Source organism: Peribacillus sp. SIMBA_075, assembly GCF_046534585.1.
The window spans coordinates 1-296 of sequence record NZ_JAWRYN010000373.1; the positions used below are offsets into that span (position 1 = coordinate 1).

Annotated in this window: 1 protein-coding gene; it reads left to right on the top strand. The window is 36.8% G+C overall.

Annotated elements, in window-relative coordinates:
* Position 1 precedes the first annotated feature (1 nt).
* Positions 2 to 296 (top strand): MFS transporter (locus SB775_RS28640; RefSeq protein ID WP_410864567.1); only part of this gene is annotated, 295 nt, incomplete at its 3' end.

Here is a 296-nt window from a genome sequence, read left to right on the forward strand (position 1 = left end):
GATGATTCTTGTATTAGGGACACTTACGGCAATTGGGCCATTATCTATTGATATGTATTTGCCTTCTTTACCAAAATTAACAGATGTTTTACAAACAGGCGCATCTCTTGCACAGCTTACATTGACAGCTTGTTTGCTTGGGCTTTCAGTAGGACAATTATTTGTTGGTTCAATTAGTGACATTTACGGAAGACGCAAACCTCTTATTATCGCTCTTATTATTTATGTTGCTTCTTCTTTACTTTGTGCTGTTGCACCATCGATTTGGAGTTTAGTGCTTTTACGTTTCTTACAAG